This is a genomic window from Kineococcus rhizosphaerae, from assembly GCF_003002055.1.
GTDB classification, from domain to species: domain Bacteria; phylum Actinomycetota; class Actinomycetes; order Actinomycetales; family Kineococcaceae; genus Kineococcus; species Kineococcus rhizosphaerae.
Genome location: NZ_PVZF01000016.1, coordinates 103844 through 122806, shown reverse-complemented (window position 1 = coordinate 122806; position 18963 = coordinate 103844). Strand labels below are relative to the sequence as shown.

At 73.0% G+C, this 18963-nt stretch carries 20 protein-coding genes; 13 read left to right on the top strand and 7 right to left on the bottom strand.

Annotated features, from left to right (window positions below; genetic code table 11):
* The first annotated feature begins 88 nt into the window (after window positions 1–88).
* The 4 genes from CLV37_RS24215 to CLV37_RS24200 all read left to right on the top strand — a co-directional run bounded on the left by CLV37_RS24215 (window position 89) and on the right by CLV37_RS24200 (window position 5247).
* Window positions 89–1549: an APC family permease gene (locus CLV37_RS24215; protein WP_106215297.1), complete on the top strand. Its 1461-nt coding sequence runs from the start codon at window positions 89–91 to the stop codon at window positions 1547–1549.
* Between the two features lie 79 nt (window positions 1550–1628).
* Window positions 1629–3290, top strand: a complete 1662-nt coding sequence (locus CLV37_RS24210; RefSeq protein WP_106215296.1) for a GMC family oxidoreductase — start codon at window positions 1629–1631, stop codon at window positions 3288–3290.
* Window positions 3287–4324 carry an SIS domain-containing protein gene (locus tag CLV37_RS24205; protein ID WP_106215295.1) on the top strand — a complete coding sequence of 346 codons (1038 nt, stop codon included), beginning with the start codon at window positions 3287–3289 and terminating at the stop codon, window positions 4322–4324. Before CLV37_RS24210 ends, CLV37_RS24205 begins: the two co-directional genes overlap by 4 nt.
* 8 nt (window positions 4325–4332) lie before the next feature.
* Entirely contained in the window at window positions 4333–5247 is a 915-nt protein-coding gene (locus CLV37_RS24200; RefSeq protein WP_170127473.1) for an ROK family protein, read from the top strand.
* Between the two features lie 428 nt (window positions 5248–5675).
* Here CLV37_RS24200 and CLV37_RS24190 read toward each other — a convergent pair whose 3' ends face one another.
* Genes CLV37_RS24190 through CLV37_RS24180 form a run of 3 tightly spaced genes read right to left on the bottom strand, consistent with a single transcriptional unit; the run spans window position 5676 to window position 9078 of the window.
* Window positions 5676–6725, bottom strand: coding sequence for an alcohol dehydrogenase catalytic domain-containing protein (locus CLV37_RS24190; protein ID WP_106215329.1), 1050 nt, complete (start codon window positions 6723–6725; stop codon window positions 5676–5678).
* Between the two features lie 5 nt (window positions 6726–6730).
* Window positions 6731–7603 carry an alpha/beta fold hydrolase gene (locus tag CLV37_RS24185; protein ID WP_106215292.1) on the bottom strand — a complete coding sequence of 291 codons (873 nt, stop codon included), beginning with the start codon at window positions 7601–7603 and terminating at the stop codon, window positions 6731–6733.
* Window positions 7600–9078, bottom strand: a complete 1479-nt coding sequence (locus CLV37_RS24180) for a flavin-containing monooxygenase (RefSeq protein WP_245885783.1) — start codon at window positions 9076–9078, stop codon at window positions 7600–7602. The genes CLV37_RS24185 and CLV37_RS24180 overlap by 4 nt, the downstream gene beginning before the upstream one ends.
* A 76-nt stretch (window positions 9079–9154) precedes the next feature.
* Between CLV37_RS24180 and CLV37_RS24175 the strand changes: the two genes are divergently transcribed.
* Window positions 9155–9808, top strand: coding sequence for a TetR/AcrR family transcriptional regulator (locus tag CLV37_RS24175; protein WP_106215328.1), 654 nt, complete (start codon window positions 9155–9157; stop codon window positions 9806–9808).
* On the opposite strand, the gene CLV37_RS24170 is transcribed toward CLV37_RS24175, so the two are convergent.
* A complete protein-coding gene (locus tag CLV37_RS24170; RefSeq protein ID WP_106215290.1) occupies window positions 9792–10979 on the bottom strand; it encodes an epoxide hydrolase family protein in 1188 nt (395 codons plus the stop codon). The two genes, CLV37_RS24175 and CLV37_RS24170, sit on opposite strands and share 17 nt — an antisense overlap.
* 168 nt (window positions 10980–11147) lie before the next feature.
* Between CLV37_RS24170 and CLV37_RS24165 the strand changes: the two genes are divergently transcribed.
* Entirely contained in the window at window positions 11148–11717 is a 570-nt protein-coding gene (locus CLV37_RS24165; protein ID WP_211298918.1) for a TetR/AcrR family transcriptional regulator, read from the top strand.
* Window positions 11718–11723: 6 nt separating this feature from the next.
* Here CLV37_RS24165 and CLV37_RS24160 read toward each other — a convergent pair whose 3' ends face one another.
* Window positions 11724–12041, bottom strand: a complete 318-nt coding sequence (locus CLV37_RS24160; RefSeq protein ID WP_146149566.1) for a hypothetical protein — start codon at window positions 12039–12041, stop codon at window positions 11724–11726.
* Between the two features lie 274 nt (window positions 12042–12315).
* Window positions 12316–12744 carry an organic hydroperoxide resistance protein gene (locus tag CLV37_RS24155; RefSeq protein WP_106215288.1) on the bottom strand — a complete coding sequence of 143 codons (429 nt, stop codon included), beginning with the start codon at window positions 12742–12744 and terminating at the stop codon, window positions 12316–12318.
* A 58-nt stretch (window positions 12745–12802) separates the two neighbouring features.
* Between CLV37_RS24155 and CLV37_RS24150 the strand changes: the two genes are divergently transcribed.
* A complete protein-coding gene (locus CLV37_RS24150) occupies window positions 12803–13399 on the top strand; it encodes a TetR-like C-terminal domain-containing protein (protein WP_211298917.1) in 597 nt (198 codons plus the stop codon).
* Window positions 13400–13447: 48 nt separating this feature from the next.
* Here CLV37_RS24150 and CLV37_RS24145 read toward each other — a convergent pair whose 3' ends face one another.
* Window positions 13448–14014 (bottom strand): TetR/AcrR family transcriptional regulator, encoded by a 567-nt coding sequence (locus tag CLV37_RS24145; protein WP_106215287.1) that lies wholly within the window; start codon window positions 14012–14014, stop codon window positions 13448–13450.
* A gap of 100 nt (window positions 14015–14114) precedes the next feature.
* On the opposite strand from CLV37_RS24145, the gene CLV37_RS24140 reads away from it, so the two are divergent.
* The 6 genes from CLV37_RS24140 to CLV37_RS24115 all read left to right on the top strand — a co-directional run bounded on the left by CLV37_RS24140 (window position 14115) and on the right by CLV37_RS24115 (window position 18953).
* Entirely contained in the window at window positions 14115–14942 is an 828-nt protein-coding gene (locus tag CLV37_RS24140; RefSeq protein ID WP_106215286.1) for an alpha/beta fold hydrolase, read from the top strand.
* A gap of 293 nt (window positions 14943–15235) precedes the next feature.
* Window positions 15236–16150: a PRC and DUF2382 domain-containing protein gene (locus CLV37_RS24135; RefSeq protein WP_106215285.1), complete on the top strand. Its 915-nt coding sequence runs from the start codon at window positions 15236–15238 to the stop codon at window positions 16148–16150.
* A gap of 134 nt (window positions 16151–16284) precedes the next feature.
* Window positions 16285–17055, top strand: a complete 771-nt coding sequence (locus tag CLV37_RS24130) for a hypothetical protein (protein ID WP_106215284.1) — start codon at window positions 16285–16287, stop codon at window positions 17053–17055.
* A gap of 46 nt (window positions 17056–17101) precedes the next feature.
* Entirely contained in the window at window positions 17102–17953 is an 852-nt protein-coding gene (locus tag CLV37_RS24125; RefSeq protein ID WP_106215283.1) for a hypothetical protein, read from the top strand.
* A complete protein-coding gene (locus CLV37_RS24120; RefSeq protein WP_106215282.1) occupies window positions 17950–18387 on the top strand; it encodes a phage holin family protein in 438 nt (145 codons plus the stop codon). Before CLV37_RS24125 ends, CLV37_RS24120 begins: the two co-directional genes overlap by 4 nt.
* Window positions 18363–18953, top strand: coding sequence for a DUF3618 domain-containing protein (locus CLV37_RS24115; RefSeq protein ID WP_106215281.1), 591 nt, complete (start codon window positions 18363–18365; stop codon window positions 18951–18953). The genes CLV37_RS24120 and CLV37_RS24115 overlap by 25 nt, the downstream gene beginning before the upstream one ends.
* Window positions 18954–18963: the final 10 nt, after the last annotated feature.

Here is an 18963-nt window from a genome sequence, read left to right as displayed (position 1 = left end):
GCGAAGTGCGTATGAACATTGTGCTTGTTCATATGGACTTCGTGGGGCTACCGTGGGCCAGCAACGACGCCCCTAGCTGGAGGTCTCCATGGACAATCGCGGTGCTCAGCAGTCGGTGACCACCGACGCCACCACGTCGCCCGCGTCACCTGAGGACGGACTGCGCGCGGGGACGATCGGGCTGGGCGGTGCCCTCATGCAGTCCGTCGCGCAGATCTCCCCCACGCTCGGCATCTTCTACACGATCGCCTTCACCACCACCCAGGCCGGCGGTTCGGCCCCCTTGACCTACCTCGCCGCCTTCCTGGTCTGCCTGCTGCTCGCGGCTCCGATGGTGGGCCTGGCCCGGCACCTGCCCTCCGCGGGTGGGCTCTACACCTACGTCTCCGCCGGCATCGGCCCGCGGGCGGGGTTCCTCACCGGCTGGCTGTACGGCGTCTCGGTCTGCATCGTCCCCGCCGCACTCGCCGCCTTCACCGGGGCCGTCCTGGAGGACGAACTGTCCTCGGCCTACGGGATCGGCGTCCCGTGGTGGGTCTACTCCGTGGTCATCCTCGCGATCTGCTTCGCGTGCGCCTTCCGCGGCATCGCCATCTCGGTGAAGTTCCTCGTCGTCATGACCGTCTTCGAGATGGCGGTGGGGTTGGGTCTCGCCCTCACCGGCCTGGTCTCACCCGGTCCTGGGGGAGTGAACCTCTCCGGCTTCAACCCGGCGAACATCTCCAACTCCTCGGGTTTCTTCCTCGCCGTCGTCCTCTCGATCTTCGCCTTCACCGGTTTCGAAGGAGCCGCCGCCGTGGGGGAGGAGTCCCGCGATCCCCGACGCATCATCCCCCGCGCGATCACCGGTTCCCTCGTGTTCATCGGGATCTTCTACGTCGTCACCGCGTGGGGTCTGCAGATCGGCTGGGGGACCGATGACCTGCCTGCTCTGGCTGCATCGCCCACCGCCCCGGCCTTCGTCCTGGCCGACCGCCTCTGGAACGGCGCCTCCCTCGTCGTCCTGGTCGCCCTGGTGAACTCCGGCCTGGGGGTGTGCATCGCGTGCACGACGAGTTCCACCCGCACCCTCTACGGGATCGCCCGGACCGGTGCCCTGCCCCATGCCCTGACCCGGGTGCACTCCACGCTGCGGACCCCGGTGACGGCGGTGGTCCTGCAGTCGGTGGCCGCGGTCACCGTGTGCCTCGTGCTCGGCCTGGCTCTGGGCCCCTACAACCTCTTCAACCTGCTGGGCGCCACCGGAACCTTCGTCTACATCCCCATCTTCATCCTCATGAACGTGGCGGCGTTCCGCTTCTTCCGCAGCCGCTTCCCCTCCGAGTTCAGCATCGGGGCGCACGTCGTGGCCCCGGTCATCTCCACGGCCGCGCTGCTCCTCATCGGCTACAACAGCATCGTCCCGCTCCCGGACTTCCCCGTGCTGCTCGCACCGTTCATCGCGGCCTCCTACCTGCTGAGCGGGGTCGCGGTGCTGATCGGCAGGAACCTGCGGCCCGGTCGCCGGGGCTGGATGGAGCACGCCGGTGAACTCCCGGACGTCGACTGACCCCGCCTCGCACCAGTGCAGCTGATGACCCATCCTCAGTCCCCCAGTACCCCAGAAGCTCTCCAGGAACGGATCAGGCATGAGCCACGAGACGCCGTACACGTCACCGGCCACGGCACCGGCGCACACCCCCCAGCGCCGAACGCACGACGCGCCGGCACCGCCGCCCCTGCCTGAGGCCGTCCACACCCTGGTCATCGGCGGCGGCACCGGGGGAGCGGTCTTCACCGCGGTGACCGCCGCCCTCAGCGACGAGACGGTCCTGCTCCTCGAAGCCGGCCCCGACTACGGCGCCGCCGATGAGGGCCGCTGGCCCGCGGACGTCCTCGACGCCCGCTCCATCCCCCTCTCCCACGACTACGGCCTGAGCACCGCGACGACGGTGGGCGACGGGGTGCTGGACCTGCCGCGCGCCCGGGTCCTGGGGGGCTGCTCCTCCCACAACGGGTGCACGGCCTCACTCGGCGCGGCCGCTGACTACGACGAGTGGGCCGCGCGTGGGAACCCCGGCTGGGACGCCGCCTCGGTCCTGCCCCTGCTGGAGTGGGTCCGGGGGCGGTTCCGGGTGCGGCGCTACACCACCGACGAACTCACCGAACCCCAGCGCGCCTTCGTCCGGGCCGGTCAGGCGGTCGGGCTGCCCTTCGCCGACGACCTCGACGACATCGCCGCCGGTGAGGGCATCGGCCCGATGCCGGTCAACGTGGTCGACGGTCAGCGCTACAACGCCGCGTTCGCCTTCCTCGACGCCGTCCGGGACCGCCCGAACCTCACCGTCTGCGGGGACACCCCCGTCCAGCGACTGGAGATCCGCGAGGGCCGCGCGGTGGGGGCCTGGGTCTCGCGAGACGGCGAGGCGCGTCTGGTCAGGGCCGAGCGCGTCGTCGTGGCCGCCGGTGCCTACCACTCCCCGGCGCTGCTGCTGCGCTCGGGGATCGGTGCCGCCGACGAGCTCAGCGCCCTGGGGGTGCCGGTGGCGGTGGATCGCCGCGGGGTCGGCAAGCACCTGCTGGACCACTCCTGCGTCCAGCTCGACTTCCACGGCCGGGCCGGGTTGGTGGAGGACCTCTCCCGCCTGGGCTGGAACCCCGATGAGCAGACCGTGGGACGCAAGCGCTCCTCGCTCTGCGACGAGGGCCCCTACGACCTGCACGTCTTCATGGTCGCCGGCGCCAACAGCGGCCACCCCGGGCTGCCGCCCATCACCCTCTACGGCGGCGCCATGCGTGCCCGCTCCGAAGGAACCGTCACCCTCGCGCCCGACCTCGACGTCAGCCGCCCCGTCATCGACCACCGCTACGGCACCGACCCCGACGGCTACGACCGGCAGGTGCTCAGCGAAGCGCTGGACCTCCTGCGCTCGATGGCACGGGTCCCCGAACTCGCAGCCGTCCTGGGGGAGCCGGCGACGGCAGAGCACGATCCGCTGGAGCAGATCGTCAACTACTGCCACCCCGCGGGCAGTTGCGCCATGGGCCCGGCGAGCGACCCCGAGGCCGTCGTCGACGCCCGCGGCGCCGTGCACGGCATCGAGGGTCTCCACGTCGCCGACGCCTCGATCATGCCGGCCATCACCCGCGGCAACATCAACCTGCCCACGGCCATGATCGGGGCGAAGATCGCCCTGACCCTGCTGGGGCTCGGGCCTGACGAGGTGACGACGGCCCTGCCCGTCGCGCACCACGCACCCGATGCACCCGCCGCACTCGTCACCACCACCGGAACGAAGGCACGCCCGTGATCACCACCACCCCTTTCGAGCAGGACATGCTCGCCCAGCCCGACGCCCTGCGGACCCTCGCCACCGCCCCGGTCCCCACTGGCCTGGGAGGCGTCGCCGGTCGATCGTGGGGACGCACCGTCTTCACCGGCATGGGCAGCTCGCACTTCGTCTCCCTGCCCAGCTGGCGCGCTCTGGCCGCAGCCGGCCGGGCGGCGTGGACGGTGGACACCGGACAGCTGCTGGACGTTCCCGAACTCCTGACGCCCGACACCCTGCTGGTCATCACCTCCCAGTCCGGGGCGAGCGGGGAGGTGGTGGAACTCCTGCACCGGTTCGGCCGTGGAGCGGCCCGCCCGGGTGCGGTCATCGGAATCACCGCCGACGAGGCGAGCCCGCTGGCCGACGGGGCTGACGTCGTCGTTCCGCTGCGCTGCGGTCCCGAGGCGACGGTCAGTACCAAGAGCTACCTGAACAGCCTCCTCGCCCAGGCGCAGGTCGTCGCCGCGGCTACCGGGGGCGATCAGGCGGCCATCGCCGCCGACGCGCACCGGATCGCCGACGTCGTCGCCCGGCAACTGCAGTCTTCCGCTGTCCAGGAGATCGCCGCCGCGGCCCTGGCCCACGATCGTCCCCGCCTGGCCGCGGTGGGCAAGGGGGCCGCGGCTGCGACGTCGCAGTTCGCCGGCCTCATCACCAAGGAGTCCGCCAAGCTCGCCATCGAGGGCTACGTCGGCGGGCAGTTCCGTCACGGGCCCTTCGAGCTCGCTGGTCCCGGCCTCACCCTCTTCGTGTACGGGGCCACGGCCACGACGGTCGATCCGCAGACTGAACAGCTGGCGCGCGACGTCCTCGCCACCGGCGCGGACGTCGTCCTGGTGGGGGATGTGGACCTGCCCGGCGCCACCACCGTCCCCGCGCCGGCCACCACGGAGCTGGAGGGCCTCATGACCGGGGCCGTCGCCGCCCAGCTGCTGGCCGTCGACCTCGCCCGCGCGAACGACACCGTTCCCGGCGCGTTCGCCTTCGGCAGCAAGATCACCACCGCGCTGTGAGTACACCGGTGGACGACCCGACGAGAACGGTCCGACCGGTGGTCGGCGTCGACCTCGGCGGTACCGCGACCCGCACCGTCGTGGTGCTCGGCGGAGAGGTCCTCGCCTCCCAGATCACCAGCACACCCGTGGACCCCTCCACCGCGATCTCCGTCCTGGAGGGTGCGGTCGACGCTGTCCTGCGAGAGGCCGGCTGCGTCATCGACGACCTCTCGGGGATCGGCATCGGAGCCAGCGGTCCCATCGATGCCGCCGGCGTCATCCGAAACCCCGACTCCTTGCCCGCCCTGACCGGCCTCGACGTCGTCGGCGCGTTGAGGGCGCGGTTCGCCACCCCGGTCGTGGTGGAGAACGACGCCGCCACCGCCGCGGTCGCGGAGTTCCGCGTCGGCGCCGGCCGGGGGAGCAGGTCGATGCTCATCGTGACGTTGGGGACCGGAGTCGGGGTCGCCGTCGTGCGAGAGGGCGTCTTGTTCCGGGGTGGGGACGGGCTGCACCCTGAAGGGGGGCACGTCACCGTTCCCGGGGAACGAGCACCGTGCTACTGCGGTCGCCTCACCTGTCTGGAGCAGACCGCCTCACGGTCAGCGCTGCAACGAGCAGCCTCGGCCGTGCGCGGTAGCGGCGACCTCGACGATCTGGCGTCCACAGCTGAGGCCGGCGATCGAGACGCCATCGAAGTCTTCGACCGGTTCGGGCAACGCCTCGCCGACGGCCTCATCGAGTTGTCGACCCAGCACCGTCCTGAGGTCGTGGTGCTGGCAGGCAGCGCCGCCGCCTACCTGCCGCACTTCAGAACAGCGTTGGAGGTGAGGCTGGCGCTCACCACGTCTGCGCCCGTACCGCGGGTGAGAGCCACCGGACTGGGTGATTTCGGCGGCGCGATCGGTGCTGCGTTGCTGGGCGGTCCTCCAGAGGCCTGAAGGGGCTCGAGCGCCGGTCGGGAGCGGGCTCGGATCGACGAGGACAGTCGTGGGGCCACCCTCGGACTCGACCACCTCCGTGACGAGACACGACTGGTGCCGGGACGAGGCGTGGAGCTGGTGCCAGACGGGCTGTGGCCGCGGGTGGACGACGGGCCGGCGCACACCGGTCGAGCCACGACGGACCGGCGTCCTGGGCGTCCGGGCATCGAGGTGTTGTCCGTGCCCGGGCGCGCCTCGTGGGTGAACCCGATCGAGCCGGCGTTCGGGATCGCGACCCGCCGGGTCCTGCGGTACGGCTGGTCCATGACCGGCGACGACGGCGACCCGGCCGTTCAGGAGCGGGTCGAAGAGCGCGGTCGAATCCGTCGACCGGTCCGCTCCACCTGGCAGCCCGCTGCGTGCCCGAGGACCCCCCGAGCGGACCGCTAGGGCCGCACGAGCACCCGCACCGGGTTCCCCCGCCGCTCGTGCAACCGCCGGATCCCGTCCTCGACCTCCTCCAGCCCCACGACCGCGCTGACCGACCGCGACAGGTCCAGCCGGCCGGCGGCCAGCAGCTTCACCAGTGTGCCGATGTCGGAGTTCTGGTACCCCAGGTGCCCCAGGGCCTGCTTGCGCGACAGGTTGAACGACAGCGAGGAACCCAGCGAGATCTCCTGCCCGCTCAGCCCGACCCCCACGACCCGGCCGCGCGGGGCGAGCATCGCCAGCCCCTGCTCGAACGTGGAGGCCAGACCGACGGCGTCGAAGGCGACGTCGAGCAGGTGCCCGTCGGTGGCCTCGGCGATGCGTTCGCGCAGTTCCGGGTCCTGCGGGTCCAGGGCCACGTCCGCGCCGACGGCGAGGGCGCGTTCGCGCACGGCGGGGTCGAGGTCGACCGCGACGACGGGCACGGCCCCGACGAGCCGGGCCAGCTGCACCAGGTGGGTCCCGACCCCGCCGACGCCCCACACCCCGACGGCTTCCCCGGGACGCACGGCGGCGGTGTGCACGACGGCGCCGAAGGGGGTCGAGACGGCGTCGGCGAGCAGGGCGGCCTGCTCCAGCGGGACGCCGTCGGGCACGCGGGTCAGGCCCCCCGCCTCGGCGACGGTGAACTCCGCCCACGCACCGTCGTAGGCGAACGCCATGAGCAGGACGTCGTCGCAGTGCACGAGGTCCCCGCGCCGGCACCGGTCGCAGCGACGGCACGGACGTCCCGCGGCGGGCACGACGCGGTCGCCCACGGCCCACCCGGTCACGCCCTCCCCGAGCGCGGCGATCGTGCCCGACGCCTCGTGGCCCTGGGTGATGGTCTCCGGCCCGCGGGGGTCGTGGAACGAGCCGTCGAGGAGCCCGAGGTCGGAGTGGCAGATGCCGCAGTAGGCGACGTCGACGAGGACCTGCCCGGGGCCCGGTTCGGGCACCGGGACGTCCTCGACCGTCATCGTCCGGGTGGGGACGTGCAGGCGCTGGGCGCGCATCGTGCTGGGCAGTGCGGTCACGGTCGTCCTCCGGGGGTCGTTCCGGTCGTGGTGGTCCGCCAGAACTCCTCGAGCAGTGCGGCGAACTCCTGCGCCCGCTCGATCTGCGGCATGTGCCCCGTGGCTGCGAACACGCGGGTCCGGGCGTGGGGCAGCGCACGGCGCACCGTCGGCAGGTGGGTGACGGGCAGGATGCGGTCCTCCTCGCCCCACACCACGAGGGTGGGCACCGGGTTCCGGGCTGCGCCCCGCAGCAGGTCGCGGCGCCAGCGCCGGCGCACCCCGAGGACGGTCCCGAGGGCGCGGGCGGTCTCGTGCATGACCCGGGTGCCGTGCGGGCGGCGGTCCAGGGCGTCCTGCCGGGCGACGCGCTCGGCCGTGACGAGGTCGCGGTCGTGGAACACCGCCCGCAGCGTCCGGCGGGCGGAGTCCTCGCTCGGGGTGAGCAACCGCCGGGCGAGGAACGGCACGGTGACCAGGCGCAGGGCCGCGGTGACCTCGCGGCCGAAACCCGCGGGGTCGGCCAGGGTGAGGGAGCGGACCAGTTCGGGGTGGTCGACGGCGAACTGCAGGGCGACGGCGCCGCCGAGGGAGTTCCCGACCAGGTGCAGCGGTTCGTCCAGCCAGGCCCGCGCGCAGAACGCGGCGACGAACGCCCCGAGCCGCGGGACGGACGCGGGAACGGGCATCGGATCGGTGCCGCCGAAACCGGCGAGGTCCACGGACCAGCACCGGTACCGGCCGGCGAGGAGGTCCACCTGCTCGTCGAAGTCCTCCAGGCTGCACCCGATGCCGTGCAGGAGCAGGACCGGGTCGCCGGAACCCTGGACGCGGTACCGGACGCGCATCCCGTTGCCCAGCCGCAGCTCCCGGGGCGGCTCGAGGGTCACGAGAACCTCAGGGCGCGGTCGTCGACGCGCCGGTGCCGCAGCGTCCACACGTCGGCGGGGTAGTTCTGCCGCAGCCGCCAGGGGGCGGCGACGCCCTGCTGCGGCAGTTTCCCGGCCGCGCGCCGCACGTACCCGGACTGCAGGTCGATGAGCGGGCGCCGCCGCGGGTCGCGGGGTTCTCCCGGGGTGACGACGCGGTGGCCCCGCCGTTCCATGAGGGCCAGCAGGCGGCACACGTGCTCGGTGACGAGGTCGATCTTCAGGGTCCACGACGCGTTCGTGTACCCCAGGGCGAAGGCGAAGTTCGGGACACCCGAGATCATCATCCCCCGGTACACGACCCGGTCGGCCGGGTCGACGGGCTGCCCGTCGACCTCGAGCCGCATCCCGCCGAGGAACAGCAGGTCCAGGCCGGTGGCGGTGACGACGACGTCGGCGGGGAGTTCTGCTCCGGAGGCGAGCCGGATCCCGGCCGCGGTGAACGTCTCGATCCCGTCGGTGACCACCGAGGCGGTCCCGGCGCGCACGGCGCGGAACAGGTCCCCGTCCGGCACGAAGCAGACCCGCTGGTCCCACGGGTCGTACCGGGGGGTGAAGTGGCGGTCGACGTCGAAACCCTGCGGCAGCCTGGCGGCGACGCGTTCGCGCAGGAACCGTCGCGCGGCCTGTGGGCGGCGCCGGCTGAACTGGTAGGAGGCGGTGGCGACGGCGACGTGCTTGGCCCGGACGAGGGAGTAGGCGAGCCGGCCGGGGACCCTGCCCCGCAGTCGGTCGGCGAGGTGGTCGCGCGAGGACAGCGCCAGCACCCAGCTGGGGGAGCGCTGCAACATCGTCACGTGCGCCGCGTCGCGGGCCAGGTTCGGGACGAGGGTCACGGCGGTCGCCCCGCTGCCGACGACGACCACCCGTTTCCCGCTGACGTCCAGGTCCGTCGGCCAGTGCTGCGGGTGGACCAGCCGGCCACCGGCGGCCGTGAAGTCCGCGGTCCCCGGGAACTGCGGCGCGTACCCCCGGTCGTAGCGGTAGTACCCCGTGCAGCTCAGCAGGAACCCGCACGTCAACGTCGCGGTCTCGGTCCCCCCGTCAGGGCCGGGACGTTCGACGAGGACGGTCCAGCGCCCCGTCGCGGAGGAGAACCGCGCCGAGACGACCCGGTGGTGGTAGCGGATGCGCTCCTCGACGCCGAACTCCCGGGCCGTGTCGGAGATGTACTCGTGGATCGAGGCGCCGTCGGCGATGGCCCTGCCGCCGGTCCAGGGCCGGAACGAGTACCCGAGGGTGTACATGTCCGAGTCCGAGCGCACGCCCGGGTAGCGGAACAGGTCCCACGTGCCGCCCGTCGTGCCGCGGGCCTCCAGGACGGCGAACGTCGCCCCCGGGCGGCGCCGTCGGAGCTGGCAGGCGGCACCGACGCCGGACAGGCCCGCTCCGACGACGAGGACGTCGAGGTGCTCGGTCGCTGCGCTGCTGTCCACGGCACCAGCGTTCAACACCCTGTCGAGTCTGTCAACAGGGTGTCGATAAACGAGGTCGGTCGGTACAGTCGGGCCGGTGAGCGAGCCCACCGCCGTCGCCCGGGGGCGCCGCGCGCCCCGCACCCGCGGGGACGACCGCGAGCGCGCCATCCTCGACACCGCGGAGCGGCTGCTGGGTGAGCGCTCGTACGCCGACGTCTCCGTCGACGACCTCGCGCGCGGCGCGGGCCTGTCCCGGCCGACGTTCTACTTCTACTTCCCCTCCAAGGAGTCCGTCCTCCTGGCGCTGCTGGACCGCGTCGTCGCCGAGGCCCGCGCGCGCCGCGACGAGGCCTTCGCGCAGCCCGCGGCCGACGCGGAGGGTCGCTGGCGACAGGCCATCGGGGCGATCGCGCAGCCGTTCCGCTCCCACCTGGCCGTGACCCTCGCCGCGGCCGAGGCGCGGGCCACGAGCGCCGCGGTCCGGGACGTCTGGAACGGCGTCATGGACCGGTTCGTCACCGAGACGGCGACGCAGATCGAGGCCGAACGGGCCCGGGGAGCCGCCCCCGACGGACCGCCGGCGCGGGACCTGGCAGTCGCCCTGAACTGGATGAACGAACGCGTCCTGCACTCCGCCTTCGCCGGGGAGCAGCCCGCCCTCGCGGCCGACGACGCCGTGGAGGTGCTGCTCGTCGTCTGGTTGCGGACGATCTACGGGACGGGCCCGGACGTCAGCTCTCCGCGCTGAGCGCGGTGCGCAGGCTCCGCAGCCCCGTGCGGATCTCGGCGGCCAGGATCTCCGGCTGCTCGAACGCCGCGAAGTGCCCGCCCCGGTCCGCCTCCCCGTAGTGGACCAGGTTCGGGTAGGTCTTCTCGATCCAGCTGCGCGGCAGCCGGGGGACGTCGCGCGGGAACACGGTCACGGCGACGGGCAGCGTCAGTCCCGGGCCGGCGAAACTGCTCGTCCGGTTCTCCCAGTAGGTCCGCGCGGACGACGCGGCGCTGTTGGTGAACCAGGCGAGCGAGACCACGTCCAGCATCTCGTCGGGGCTGAGCGCGTCCTCGGCGAGCCCGTCGTTGTCCGTCTTGGACTGGAACTTCTCGTAGATCCAGGCCGCCTGGCCGACGGGGGAGTCCGCCAGCGCGAACCCCACGGTCTGCGGTCTCGTCGCCTGCAGGTGGTTCGACCCGCCGAGTTCACCGGTGTACCGGGCGAGCCCGTCCACGGCGTACCGCTCCTCGGCGGAGAGCGCGTCGGAGACCTGCGCGGGGACGGCGAGCGGGGTGTTCAGGTGGATCCCCAGCAGCCCGGGGGGTCGTTGCGCACCCAGGGCGGTGGTCACCGCGGCACCCCAGTCACCGCCCTGGGCCGCCCACCGCTCGTACCCCAGGCGCGCCATGAGTTCCGCCCACGCGGCCGCGGTGCGGGCGGCGTCCCACCCCGTCCCGGCGGGTTTGCCGGAGAAGCCGAACCCGGGCAGCGACGGGACGACGACGTGGAACGAGTCGGCCGGGTCCCCTCCGAACGCGGCGGGGTCGGTCAACGGACCGATCAGCTTCAGCAGTTCGACGATCGAACCCGGCCAGCCGTGCGTGATCAGCAGGGGCATCGCGTCGGGGTTCGTGGACCGGACGTGCAGGAAGTGCACGTCGAGGCCGTCGAGGGTGGTCAGGAACTGCGGCAGGCGGTTGAGGTCCGTCTCGAACCGGCGCCAGTCGTACTCCCGGGCCCAGTGGTCGACCAATGCGCGCAGGTTCTGCGACCGGACGCCCTGGGACCAGTCGGGGACGGTCTCCGGGTCGGGCCAGCGGGTGTTCCGGAGCCGCCGGCGGAGGTCCTCGACCTCGGAGTCCGGGACGTCCACCGTGAACGGGCGGACGGCGGTCGGGTCGGTGGTCGGGGACGTGGTCCTGGTCATCGCTTCGTCCTCTCGGGGCGTGGGGGTCGCGCGGTGGACGTCACGGGCACCTGCCCGTGGAACCTCGCCGGCGCGACGTCGTCGTCAGTTGGCGAACGTCGATGACGCTAATCGATTGCACACGCGTGTGCAAGGGTTTCTTGCACACCGCTGTGCAAGGATGGTGGCGTGACCGACACGCGAGAACGCATCCTCGACGTCGCGCTCGTGGTCCTGGGAGCCGACGCCGACGCCGGCATGGGGGAGATCGCCTCGGCCGCGGGGGTGGTGCGGCGCACGGTCTACGGGCACTTCCCCTCGCGCACCGAGCTGGTGCGCACCCTGGCGCAGCGCGCCGTCGACGAGATCGCCGCCGTGCTCGCGGACGTCGAGGGCTCCGGCCGGGACGCCGACACCGCGTGGACGGAGTTCACCACGCGCCTGTGGCCGCTGGTGCACCGCTACCGGGTGCTGGTGACCCTGCGGCGCGGGGAGCACGGCCAGGACATCCACGCCCTGCTGGGGCCGGTCGAGGAGGTCCTGGCGCGGCTGGTGTCCCGCGGGCAGGAGAGCGGGGCGTTCGGCCGCCACCTGCCCGCGGACGTCCTCGCCCGGGTCGCCTGGGGCGTGGTGTTCGCCGTCGCGGACGCCGAGCACCCCGACCACGCCGCGGGTGCGCGGGCGGTGACGACCACCAGCCTCCTGGTCCTGGGAGTCCCCCGGGACCGCGCCGACGCGCTGGGCGCAGGGTCGGTGTGACCTCCGTCAGGACAGGACGTCGGTGGACAGCAGCCGCACGAGCGCCTCGGGGGCCAGCGCCCTGCGGACCAGGCGGCCGTGCTCGTCCACCAGGGTCAGGGGGCAGCTGACCCCCGCGCGCCCCAGCTCCGTGGCCGCCCAGCGGGGCAGCGGTTCGGAACCCTCCAGGCCGCGCACCTGCTGCTGCCGGGCGGGCGACAGGCCGGCCCACCACCCGGCGACCAGGTCGTCGTGGGGCGAGGCGACGGGCAGTGGTGCGCTCGGAGGGAGGGCCTGCGCCACCGCGTCGACGACGGTCGTGGGGGGTGTCGTGGGTGGCGTCATGAGCGCACTGTGGCCCGCACCGGGCGCGCGCGCATCTGGTCCCGAGCACCGGAACGCGGTACCGGGTGGACGGGCCGCACCGCGGCCCCGGCCGGGGCCGGGTGCCGGGGTGGTGATCACCGGCTCCGCTCCGCCGCGGCCCTCGCGATGACCCTGCGGGGCAACGCCATCGCCTCGGCGGAGCGTGCGGGCGCAGGAGTGCGGCGACCCGGGCGAGCGCTCCGGGGGGCCGCGCCGGACCGCTCACCCGGACGGGCGCATCGGGCCCGGCCCGTCAGTCCTCCTCGGTCACCAGTCGCACGTCCTGCTGGACGTTGCCGCGGGTGGCCCGGCTGTACGGGCAGGTCTGGTGGGCCAGGTCGAGCAGTTCCCGCGAGGTCTCCTCGGGGACCCCGGGCAGCTGGGCCTCGATGGTCACCGCCAGGTCGATCCCCTCGGCCAGGCCGCCGGTGACGCCCACGGTGACGGAGACGGCGGAGTCGGCGACGTCGACCTTGCGGGCGCGGGCGACCGCCTTCAGGGCGCTGTGGAAGCAGGCGGCGTACCCGGTGGCGAACAACTGCTCGGGGTTGGTCCCCGGGCCGTCGTCGCCACCCATCCCGCGCGGGATGGACAGGTTCAGGTCGAGCCGGTCGTCGGAGGACGTGACGCGACCGTCGCGGCCGCCCCAGGCGGTGGCGGTGGCTTCGTACAACGTGGGCATGGGTGCTCGCTCTCTCGAAGATTCACGTACCAAGGTGGTGCACGAATAGTATGCGCCCGTGCCCGAGCTCACGAGAGGTCGACCCCGAGACCCCCGCATCGACGCCCGCGTCCTGGCGGCTGCGGTCGCCGAGCTCGCCGAGAAGGGCATCGCCGAGTTCAGCGTCCGGGGTGTGGCGTCGCGGGCGCACGTGGACCGGCGCGGTGTGCACGCACGGTGGCCGCGGACCGACGACCTGGTCGTCGACGCGCTCGCGACGTTGACGGCCGGTCTGCAGCCACCCGCGACCGGCTCCCTGCGCGCCGACCTCGAGGCCCTGGTCCCCGACATCGCGGCGGCCCTGTCCGGGGCCCGGCGGCAGGTGCTGCAACGGTGCCTGGACGAGGTGGCCGTCGCCCCGGAGATCACCCACCGCTTCCGCCGCGACCACGTCGACCGGTGCTCGGCCGTCGTGGAGGACGCGTTCCACCGCGCCCGCGAGCGCGGGGAGCTCAGCGCCTCCACGTCACCCGCGGGGGCGACCGAGCTGCTCATGGGCTCGCTGCTCGTGCGGGCCCTGCTGCAGGGGGACGCCGCGGTCGACGCCGACGGTCAGCGACGGGTCCTCGACCACGTCCTGGGTCTGACCCTCGTCCCCGGGCGGGCCGCCGGGTAGGCCGCGCCGGCGCAGGTCCGGGGAGCGGCGCCGACCCGGTCTCCCGCGTCAGGCCAGGGCGGTGTCGATGAGGACCTCCGCCGCGGCCCGGGCGTGGGCCGCGGCCTCGGGGCGGCCCTCGATCGCCGCGGTGGTCTGCGCCCCCTCGGCCAGCAGCGCCAGCTGCGCCGCCAGCGCGGGCGGCCCGCCCAGGTCGTCGACGAGCCCGGCCACGTACCGCTGGAACGAGGCCTTCTGGGCGCGCACGGTGTCGGCGACCTCGGGGGAGACGCCGCCGAGCTCGCCGAAGGTGTTGATGAACCCGCAGCCGCGGAACCCGTCGCTGCGGAACCAGGAGTCCAGGAAGTCGTACACCGCGAGCAGGCGCTCGCGCGGCGACGTCGCCGAGGCCGTCGCGGCGGCGATGCCCTGCTCCCAGGTGCCCTCGCGGTGGTGCAGGACGGCCAGGACGAGGTCGTCCTTGGACGAGAAGGCGGCGTAGAGGCGCTTCAGCGGCACGCCCGACTCCGCCCGGACCGCGTCCATGCCCACGCTCTGGACGCCGCGGGCGTTGAAGAGGCGGTCGGCGGCCTCGACGAGGCGTTCGCGGTCCGGTCGCACGTCGGTCGCCGACATTTCTCCCCCAGGGGCCTTGCGCTGAGAACCAACGTTCTCTACTGTACATCCCAACGCCAGAGAACGAGCGTTCTCCGGTTTGTCGAGAAGGAGTGACGTCATGGGCCTCATCACCGTCGGCCAGGAGAACTCGACCCCGATCGAGCTGTACTACGAGGACCACGGCACCGGCCAGGCGGTCGTCCTGATCCACGGCTACCCCCTCGACGGTTCCTCGTGGGAACGCCAGACGCGTGAGCTGCGCGCCGCGGGCTACCGGACGATCACCTACGACCGTCGCGGGTTCGGCCGCTCCTCCAAGGTCGAGACGGGCTACGACTACGACACGTTCGCGGCCGACCTGAACGCCGTCCTCACCGCGCTGGACCTGACCGACGTCGTCCTCGTCGGGTTCTCGATGGGCACCGGCGAACTGGCCCGCTACGCGAAGCTGTTCGGCACCGACCGCATCGCGAAGTTCGCGTTCCTGGCCTCCCTCGAACCCGGGATGCTCGGCCAGGGCGTGGACCAGGCGCTGTTCGACGGGATCGCGGCGAACGCCAAGGCCGACCGGTTCGCCTGGTTCACCGAGTTCTACGCGAACTTCTACAACCTGGACGAGAACCTCGGGAAGCGGATCTCGCAGGAGGCCGTGACCGCCAGCTGGAACACCGCCAGTGGCAGCGCCCCGGTCGCGGCCTACGCCGTCGTGCCGTCCTGGATCGAGGACTTCACCGCTGACGTGGCAGCCGTGCGCGACAGCGGCAAGCCCGCGTTGATCGCTCATGGCACGGGTGACCGGATCCTGCCGATCGACGCCACCGGCCGCCCGTTCCACGCCGCCTTCCCCGAGGCCGAGTACCAGGAGATCGACGGCGCGCCCCACGGCATGCTGTGGACCCACGCCGACGAGGTGAACGCCGTCCTGCTGCCCTTCGTCCAGGGGTAGTCCACACCTGTCTGCCGGCCCGGTCCCCCTCGCGGGGGCCGGGCCGGACGTGCGTCGGCACCTATAACTCTGAGTAGTTACGTGTGACTGAAAGTTGTCCGAGTTTCAGCGCGCGGACCGTCACGCCCTTCACCACGATGGACTCAGGTCGACGATCCGACGGCCCCCGCAGCAGGGGTGCCCGACCGTAGGCCCGCGTCAGTCGAGGAAACGGCTCCCGGGGTGTGTCCCGTTCGTGAGCGCACTCCTGACGTCCGGCACCACACCGCAGACGACGAAGGGTAAACCACACCATGGCGTCCAACCTCACCCCCGAAACCCTCTACGGGGCCACCGTCACCGGCCGCGACGGGAACAAGATCGGCAAGGTCGAGGAGGTCTACCTCGACAACACCAGCGGCCAGCCCGAGTGGGTCTCGGTCAAGACGGGCCTGTTCGGCGGGAACGTCTCGCTGCTGCCGCTGTCCCAGGCCGAGGTCGCCGGCGACTCCATCACCGTCCCGTTCGACAAGTCGATGGTCAAGGATGCGCCCCACCACGACCCGGGCCGCGAGCTGAGCGAGACCGACGAGGCGGACCTCTACCGCTACTACGGTCTCGGTGCTTCCGCAGGCACCACCGGCACCACGGACGCCGGCATCACCGGGACCAACGTCACCGGGGGTACGGACACCCTGCACCGCAACGAGTCTGAGGTCCGCGACGACGCGGCCGACCTGCGCGGGGACGATCGGCGTGGGGACGATCTTCGCGGCGACGGCCTGCGTGAGGACGCCGTGCGCGGCAAGGGGCACGACACCTCCGGGCCGAACACCGACGACGCCATGACGCGTTCCAAGGAAGAACTCCGCGTCGGCACCGAGACCCGCGAAGCGGGTCGTGCGCGGCTGCGCAAGCACGTCGTCACGCACACCGAGACCCGCGAGGTCCCCGTGTCGCGCGAAGAGGTCGTCGTCGAGCGCGAACCCATCACCGAGGCCAACCGCGGTGAGGCCCTCTCAGGTGGCGACATCACCGAGGAGGAGCACGAGGTGGTCCTCACCGAGGAGCGTCCGGTCGTGACCACCGAGACCGTCCCGGTCGAGCGCGTCAAGCTCGGCACCCGCACGGTGGAGGACTCCGAGACCGTCGAGGCGAAGGTCCGCGAGGAGCAGATCGACCTCGACGCCGGCCAGGAGACGACCACCCGCGGCACCCACCGCGACTGATCCCCGTCCAGCCCCGGGGGCCGGTGAGTGGCTGAGCCGCCACCGCTCCCCGGTGGGCTCCGGACCACGCAACGCCCCGGTTCGCCACCCAGTGCGCGTCCACGCGGCGCGCCACAGCAGTTCGGAGAGGGCTCATGAGCGAGTCGACGGACCGCGGTTCCCACGCCGCGGGTGACGACGGGCGGACGCCGGGTGCGCAGGCGCGCACGGCGGACGACAGCCCGTCCCTGATCCACCGGCCGGGTGGTGCGGACACCGACCACGACGGCCACCACCGCACCCCCGGGCAGGAGGCCGCCAACCGCAAGGCCCCCGCCGCGCCCCCGATGGACCGGCGCTCGGTCGTCGAGCGGGAGAAGAACGCGCTCGGCGGGGTGAAGGTCGGGTCGGCCTTCTTCGGCTGGCTGACCGCCACCGGCACCGCGGTGCTGCTCACCGCGCTGCTGGCGGCGACCGGTACGGCCGTCGGGCTCGCCGGCAGCAACGGCCTGGACGCAGCGCTCACGAGCGCGCAACGGACCGCCGCGGGGAACGCCGGGACCATCGGCGTCGCCGGCGCGATCGCGGTCCTGGTGGTGCTGTTGATCGCCTACTTCTGCGGCGGCTACGTCGCCGGCCGCATGGCCCGGTTCAACGGCGCCAAGCAGGGCGTCGCGGTGTGGGTCTGGGCCGTCGTGATCGCCGTCGTCGTGGCGGTCCTCGCCGCGATCGTCGGGAACCAGTACGACGTCCTCGGGCAGCTCAACAGCTTCCCCCGGATCCCGGTCGACTCCGGCGACCTGACCGCCGGATCGGTCCTGACCGTCGTCGCCGCGGCCGTCGTCGCCCTGCTCGGCGCGGTCCTGGGGGGCCTGGCCGGCATGAGGTTCCACCGCCGCGTGGACCGGGCCGGCCTGGGGCGCTGAACGCCCCACGAGAACCGATCGACCATCGACACAGGAGGAACGACGCATGTCGCAGAGCACGGGACCGGGGTCGGACCCGCTGGGTACGTACTCCCCGGGCATCGACCCGCTCGAGACCGAACCGCTGGGCGCGGACCCCCTGACCCAGGGGTACGCCGAGACCGGTGCCCACACCGCGCCGGGAACCCCGTCGGGCACCGGCGGCTCGGCGAAGGAGACCGCCCAGGAGACCGCGGACGCCGCCAAGCACCAGGCCGGTGCGGTCGCGGGAACCGCGAAGGAGCAGGCCTCCGCCGTCGCCGGGTCCGCCAAGGAACAGGCGGGCAACGTCCTGGCCGAGGCCAAGGACCAGGCCGGCGACCTCCTCGGTGACCTGCGCCGGCAGCTGGCCGAGCAGTCCGACACCTTGCGCGACCGGATCGCCGAGTTCCTCACCGAGGCCGGTTCGGAGCTGGAGCACATGGCCGGGGCCGGGGGACGGTCCGGCTACGCCACGCAGCTCGTGCGCCAGGTCGGGGACCGCGCCTCGAGCTGGGGCTCGCACCTGACCAACCACGGCTCGGCCGACCTGCTGGAGCAGACCCGCGGGTTCGCCCGGCGCCGGCCCGGCGCGTTCGTCCTCGGGGCCCTCGTCGCGGGGGTCGCCGCGGGCCGTCTGACGCGCGGGGCCAAGGCGCACCACGACGACACCACGGACACCACCGGGACGGCCGTGGCGACCACCACGCCGGCCCCCTACGCCGCGCCCACGACCACCGCCACCTCCGGGCCGGCCGGGGTGCCCACCCTGACCCCGCCGGTGGAACCGCTGGGCACGGGGACCCGCCCCACGGCGCCCTACGGCGACGAGTTCGTCCCCGTGGACACCCCCGCTGATCCGCGCGAGTTCCGGCCGTGACCGGCGGGGCGACCGCCGTACCCCCGCCCAGCGGGGCGCCCCACGGCGGAACGGCCGACGACCGGTCCATCGGGGAGATCGTCGGCAGCATCACCGGGGAGTTCTCCACGCTGGTGCGCCAGGAGATCACCCTGGCCCGGGCCGAGGCGACCCGCGACGCGAAGGTCGCCGGCAAGGGTGCGGGGATGCTGGCCGGGGCCGGTGTCGCAGGGCACCTGTTCCTCATCTCCCTGAGCGCGCTCGTGGTCATCGTCCTCGGCCGTCTCATCGGGTACGGCTGGTCCGCGCTCATCGTGACGGTCGTCTGGGCGGTGGTCGCGGCGATCCTGGCCTCCCGCGGCCGCGCTGAACTGAAGAAGATCCCGCCGCCCCTGGAAGAGACCCAGAAGAGCTTGAAGGAGGATGCGCAGTGGCTGAAGAACCGGAACAGCTGAGGCACGACATCGAGGGGACGCGCAGCCAGCTGTCGTCCGACCTCGACGCGCTGAGCGACCGCCTGGCCCCCTCGAACATCGCCCAGCGCCAGGTCGACAAGGCCAAGGCGAGCGTGACGGGCGTCAAGGACCGCGTGTTCGGTTCGGCCCACGACGCGGCCGACTCCGTGCGCGACGCGGCCGGGGACGCCCGGGGAGGCGCCGCTGACGGGAAGGCCGCCGTGCGCCGCAAGGCGCAGGGCAACCCGTTGGCCGCCGGGCTGATCGCCTTCGGCGCGGGGTGGCTCATCTCCTCGCTGCTGCCCGCCTCCGACAAGGAGACCGAGGCTGCCGGGTCCCTCGTCGAGAAGGTGAAGGACTCCCCGCTGCTCAAGGAGGCCAAGGCCACGACGTCCGACATCGGCTCCTCCCTGGGTGAGCACGCCAAGGACGCGGCCGCGTCGGTCAAGGAGACCGCCCAGGGCGCGGCGGCGACGGTGCAGGACGACGCGCGCGACGCCGCCGGAACCGTCAAGGACCACGGGACCCAGGCGGCTCAGGACGTCAAGGACACCGCGGGTCGCTGACCGGTACCCC

What these genes read in the sequence shown, in the direction of transcription:
- CLV37_RS24215 (WP_106215297.1), top strand. Translation starts at nt 89, where the DNA reads ATGGACAATCGCGGTGCTCAGCAGTCGGTGACCACCGACGCCACCACG.
- CLV37_RS24145 (WP_106215287.1), bottom strand. Translation starts at nt 14,014, where the DNA reads ATGTCGGCGACCGACGTGCGACCGGACCGCGAACGCCTCGTCGAGGCC.
- CLV37_RS24160 (WP_146149566.1), bottom strand. Translation starts at nt 12,041, where the DNA reads ATGACGCCACCCACGACACCCCCCACGACCGTCGTCGACGCGGTGGCG.
- CLV37_RS24130 (WP_106215284.1), top strand. Translation starts at nt 16,285, where the DNA reads ATGAGCGAGTCGACGGACCGCGGTTCCCACGCCGCGGGTGACGACGGG.
- CLV37_RS24140 (WP_106215286.1), top strand. Translation starts at nt 14,115, where the DNA reads ATGGGCCTCATCACCGTCGGCCAGGAGAACTCGACCCCGATCGAGCTG.
- CLV37_RS24125 (WP_106215283.1), top strand. Translation starts at nt 17,102, where the DNA reads ATGTCGCAGAGCACGGGACCGGGGTCGGACCCGCTGGGTACGTACTCC.
- CLV37_RS24155 (WP_106215288.1), bottom strand. Translation starts at nt 12,744, where the DNA reads ATGCCCACGTTGTACGAAGCCACCGCCACCGCCTGGGGCGGCCGCGAC.
- CLV37_RS24210 (WP_106215296.1), top strand. Translation starts at nt 1,629, where the DNA reads ATGAGCCACGAGACGCCGTACACGTCACCGGCCACGGCACCGGCGCAC.
- CLV37_RS24170 (WP_106215290.1), bottom strand. Translation starts at nt 10,979, where the DNA reads ATGACCAGGACCACGTCCCCGACCACCGACCCGACCGCCGTCCGCCCG.
- CLV37_RS24135 (WP_106215285.1), top strand. Translation starts at nt 15,236, where the DNA reads ATGGCGTCCAACCTCACCCCCGAAACCCTCTACGGGGCCACCGTCACC.